Source organism: Moorena sp. SIO4G3 (assembly GCF_010692305.1).
GTDB classification, from domain to species: Bacteria; Cyanobacteriota; Cyanobacteriia; order Cyanobacteriales; family Coleofasciculaceae; genus Moorena; species Moorena producens_A.
In genome coordinates, this window is the sequence record NZ_JAAHIG010000577.1 from 1 (window position 1) to 3,887 (window position 3,887).

The following is a 3,887-nucleotide window of genomic DNA, read 5'->3' on the forward strand; positions in this document are numbered from 1 at the left end:
AACCCAATGGCCGGGTCTGCGACGACTGCATGATATCGCACAGACTTGGCTTCTACTTTCCCCCAAAACCACTTCTGGTGTCAAGTCCCATTATGTTAAGAAAGATGTGACTAATGCATAGCTTTTTAAGGGGGATTTAGGGGGATCCCTTCTTGATGCAGTCGCTCATGGGGGGAACCACGCCAGTTGCTCATGGGGGAAACCCCCAAGACCGCACTGGCTCCCCAAGACCGCGCTGCATCGCTTTGTACCTCATGGGAAATAGAATTGCTATATTATCCAAAAAAGTAATTAGGGTGTGTTAGCTAATAGCTGTTCGCGTAGCGTGCGCGTAGCGCATTAGCTGAATGCTTACACGGACTTTACAGGTGAAGTATGATGGTACAACTGACCCAAAAATTTCAAAGCTTTGACGAGTATTTATCCTATAATAATAACTCTGAAAAATTCTATGAGTTATTTAATGGCGAGTTAATTGAAATGCCTCCAGAGTCGGGAGTTAATGTTGAAATTGCTACGTTTTTATTGATTCAGTTTGCTTTACTGGTAGGTCATCGTAGAGTCCGGGGTCAAGGATTAGAATTAGAAGTTAGAGGTGAACCCAAAAACCGTTATCCAGATTTGACCATTATCCGAGAAGAGCATATTCAACAATTATCAAAGCGTAATACCATTCGCCTGTCGATGTCACCGCCTTTATTAGTGGTTGAAGTGGTTAGTCCAGGAGAATTACAACGAGAGCGAGACTATATTGCTAAGAGAATCCAATATCAAGATTGTGGCATTCCTGAATACTGGATTGTGGATCCAGAAACTAAAACTATCCTGGTCTTAGAACTGACGGAAAATACTTATACAGAAGTGGGTAGCTTTTCGGGTGATGATTTAGTGTTATCTCCTGGATTTAAAGATATTACTTTGAAAGTATCGGAAGTTTTTGATCTAGTTGGGTAGGGTGCGTTAGGGGCGGGATCACCCTTATTTTCCGCTTCAACACCCGGGTTGTAACAGCCCGCCCCGTAACGCACCACCGGGTCAAACTAATCGCTGATAGCTGTTCGCGTAGCGTGCGCGTAGCGCATTAACTGATAGCTGAATGCTTACGATGTTTAGGAACAATTGACCATGAATAGCTTAAATTTAAAAAATCTCTACGAAATTGATGATGCCCAATGGCTAGAAGAAACCATTAAACTCCTGAAAAACCAAGAATTTAATCAACTAGATTGGGATAACTTAATTGAGGAGTTAGAGGATTTGGGGAGAGAGAAGAAAAATGCTGTAGCTAGCCTTTTATAACAAGTTATCCGTCATTTATTATTACTGCAATATTGGACAACTGAATCTGACTATAATGCAGTTCACTGGCAAGGTGAAATCTATAACTTCCGAATTCAACTAAAACGAAAGCTGACGACTAATCTCCGTAATTATCTAGATGATGAACTAAGTTCTATTTATAACGATGCCCTAGGATTTGTGAAGATAAAAACTCAGAATTCCATAACTTTTCCTTCAGAATGTCCCTACTGTCTTGACCAATTACTGGATATCGAATGGTTGCCGAAGGAATAAATCAGTTTTCAATAGTTGGGAATTGGGAATCGGGAATCGGGAGTCGGGAGTCGGGAATCGGGAATCGGGAGTCGGGAATCGGGAATCGGAATTCTACTTAAGCTACAGGCAAAACGCTATTACAAGCAAAACGCTATAATTGGCTAATCAGAGTTTGATCACCAATAAAATTAAATTACAGCAATAAAATTCTGCATTCTCCCCATCTCCCCATCTCCCCATCTCCCCATCTCCCTATCTCCCCATCTCCCCACTCTTTCCCTATTCCCTGTTCCCTGTTCCCTGTTCCCTGTTCCCTGTTAAATAACAAGAAAGTAGAGCCAAAAATGATCACATCAACTGCCACAATTACTCGGGACCCCACTATTCCTCCTTTAGAAAATGGGGATCAACTAACCCTTGCGGAATTTGAGCGTCGCTATTCCGCTATGGCTGATTTGAAAAAAGCCGAATTAATTGAAGGAATTGTTTACATGGCATCTCCTGTACGAGCCAAAAAACATGGCAAACCCCATTCTCGGATTATGACATGGTTAGGAACCTATGAAGCAAGTAGGCCAGGAGTAGAAACACTGGATAACACCACTGTTCGGCTCAATGATGATAACGAAGTGCAGCCTGATGCGTTATTGAGAATAGAACAAGATGGACAATCAATCATTACTGAGGATGATTATGTAGAAGGTGCGCCGGAGTTAATCGTAGAAATTGCGGCTAGCACTGTTTCTATTGATTTACACAAAAAATTAAACGTTTATCGCCGTAATGGAGTACAAGAGTATTTGGTATGGCGAGTTGATGATGGTGAATTTGATTGGTTTCGGTTAACTGAAGGGGACTATACTCAACTGGAAGCCAATTCTGAGGGCATACTTTGCTCACAAATTTTCCCTGGATTATGGTTAGATAAAGCTGCGTTATTAGCCGGAAACTTAGCGAAAGTTTTAGAAATATTGCAGCAGGGATTACAGAGTCAAGTTAGGGAGTAGGGAGTAGGGAGTAGGGAGTAGGGAATCGGGAGTCGGGAATCGGGAGTCGGGAGCGGTGCGACCCGTGGCGAATTTAATTACGGGTCAAGGGCACCGAGGGAGTCGGGATTCTAATTAAGCTATAGGCAAAACGCTATAATTGGCAATTATAGCGGTTTTGAATTAGGTGAGGTACATTTTTTTAGGGAGCAGGCAAGAGGGAAAAAATTCTGTGTACCTCGTAGCCTATGGTTTCTAAAGCCAGTTATCCAGTTTAAGATCACAGATACGCTCAAACTCTATTGTGTTGTTAGTAATAAGTGTAAGGTTATAAACAAGTGCGATCGCGGCTATTTGTAGATCCATTGCCCCAATAACATCGCCACTTCTTTCCAAGATGGCACGCAGGTTACCACAAACATCTGCTGCCCCTTCATCAAAAGGCAAAACTTCAAGGGGTGAAACAAAAAGACGTACTGCCTCTTTGTTTTGCGCTGGCTTACCACTTTTGTATGCTCCGTAGAGCAGCTCGTAGAGAGTGATAGCTGAAACCGCTACATCCCCGGCTTCAACAGAGCGGAAGCGTTTCAATACCTGTTCCGGTCTGCGATTGATGATGTAAATGCAAATGTTGGTATCAAGCAGGTATTTCATTCAAAAATAGTTCCACGATCCTGAACAGGCTGCTGGTTGCGTCCATCTTTCATAAAATCATCAGAAAACATGGACAGGGATTGAAACAAATCTTCAAACCCCTCTTCAATAGGTTGCAGCAACACACCGCGACCATATCTGGATATTTTCACCTGCTTCCCAGGCATTCTATATTTTTTCGGTAGACGCACTTCTTGAGAGTATCCGTGTTGCGATAACTTGGCGTAATCCATAGTGAATTTATCCCAATAGTGTACAGGATTTATTGTACATTAAAAAATGGGCAAAAGAAGCAAGATACTCTAACAACTGAGCACAGATTGTTAAAACATGTGTTGAGATAGCTTCCTGATTGTTTTGGGTAACTCTCTGGTGGACTTTCTCAACGATACAGCGCTTCTAGCTCCCGTGAGGTAGAGATTCAGGAATGAAACCCCTATCTTATAAGACTCAGGTGTACCTCACCAGCCATGGGAACGCTGTAATAAGAGTTTGATCAGCAATAAAATTCTGTATTCTCCCCATTTCCCCATCACCCTATCTCCCTATCTCCCCATCTCCCCATCACCCCATCACCCCATCACCCCATCACCCCATCACCCCATCACCCCATCACCCCATCACCCCATCTCCCCATCTCCCCACTCTTTCCCAGATCCGCTGTTCCCAGATCCGCTGTTCCCTAAACAC

6 protein-coding genes and 2 pseudogenes are annotated in these 3,887 nt (G+C 43.0%); 5 read left to right on the forward strand and 3 right to left on the reverse strand.

What is annotated here, in order from left to right; genetic code table 11:
- The first annotated feature begins 167 nt into the window (after positions 1-167).
- From F6J99_RS43020 to F6J99_RS43030, 3 genes and pseudogenes are all read left to right on the forward strand, one after another.
- The gene (locus tag F6J99_RS43020) at positions 168-305 is read left to right on the forward strand and encodes a hypothetical protein (RefSeq protein WP_293123059.1); all 138 of its coding nucleotides are present in this window, start codon (positions 168-170) and stop codon (positions 303-305) included.
- Between the two features lie 73 nt (positions 306-378).
- On the forward strand, positions 379-954 hold the full coding sequence (locus tag F6J99_RS43025) for a Uma2 family endonuclease (RefSeq protein ID WP_293123061.1): 576 nt from the start codon (positions 379-381) through the stop codon (positions 952-954).
- A 171-nt stretch (positions 955-1,125) separates the two neighbouring features.
- A pseudogene (locus F6J99_RS43030) lies at positions 1,126-1,575 on the forward strand (DUF29 domain-containing protein).
- 175 nt (positions 1,576-1,750) lie between these two features.
- Here the strand turns inward: F6J99_RS43030 and F6J99_RS43035 are convergent.
- On the reverse strand, positions 1,751-1,921 hold the full coding sequence (locus F6J99_RS43035) for a hypothetical protein (RefSeq protein WP_293123064.1): 171 nt from the start codon (positions 1,919-1,921) through the stop codon (positions 1,751-1,753).
- On the opposite strand from F6J99_RS43035, the gene F6J99_RS43040 reads away from it, so the two are divergent.
- Positions 1,902-2,564 carry a Uma2 family endonuclease gene (locus F6J99_RS43040; RefSeq protein WP_293123067.1) on the forward strand — a complete coding sequence of 221 codons (663 nt, stop codon included), beginning with the start codon at positions 1,902-1,904 and terminating at the stop codon, positions 2,562-2,564. The genes F6J99_RS43035 and F6J99_RS43040 overlap by 20 nt on opposite strands.
- A 234-nt stretch (positions 2,565-2,798) precedes the next feature.
- On the opposite strand, the gene F6J99_RS43045 is transcribed toward F6J99_RS43040, so the two are convergent.
- Together F6J99_RS43045 and vapB are read right to left on the reverse strand one after the other, a co-directional pair.
- Complete coding sequence (locus tag F6J99_RS43045) at positions 2,799-3,197, reverse strand: type II toxin-antitoxin system VapC family toxin (protein WP_293123070.1); 399 nt, start codon at positions 3,195-3,197, stop codon at positions 2,799-2,801.
- On the reverse strand, positions 3,194-3,430 hold the full coding sequence (vapB, locus tag F6J99_RS43050) for a type II toxin-antitoxin system VapB family antitoxin (RefSeq protein ID WP_293092941.1): 237 nt from the start codon (positions 3,428-3,430) through the stop codon (positions 3,194-3,196). Before vapB ends, F6J99_RS43045 begins: the two co-directional genes overlap by 4 nt.
- 259 nt (positions 3,431-3,689) lie before the next feature.
- Between vapB and F6J99_RS43055 the strand changes: the two are divergent.
- A pseudogene (locus F6J99_RS43055) lies at positions 3,690-3,887 on the forward strand (hypothetical protein); the annotation flags it as partial.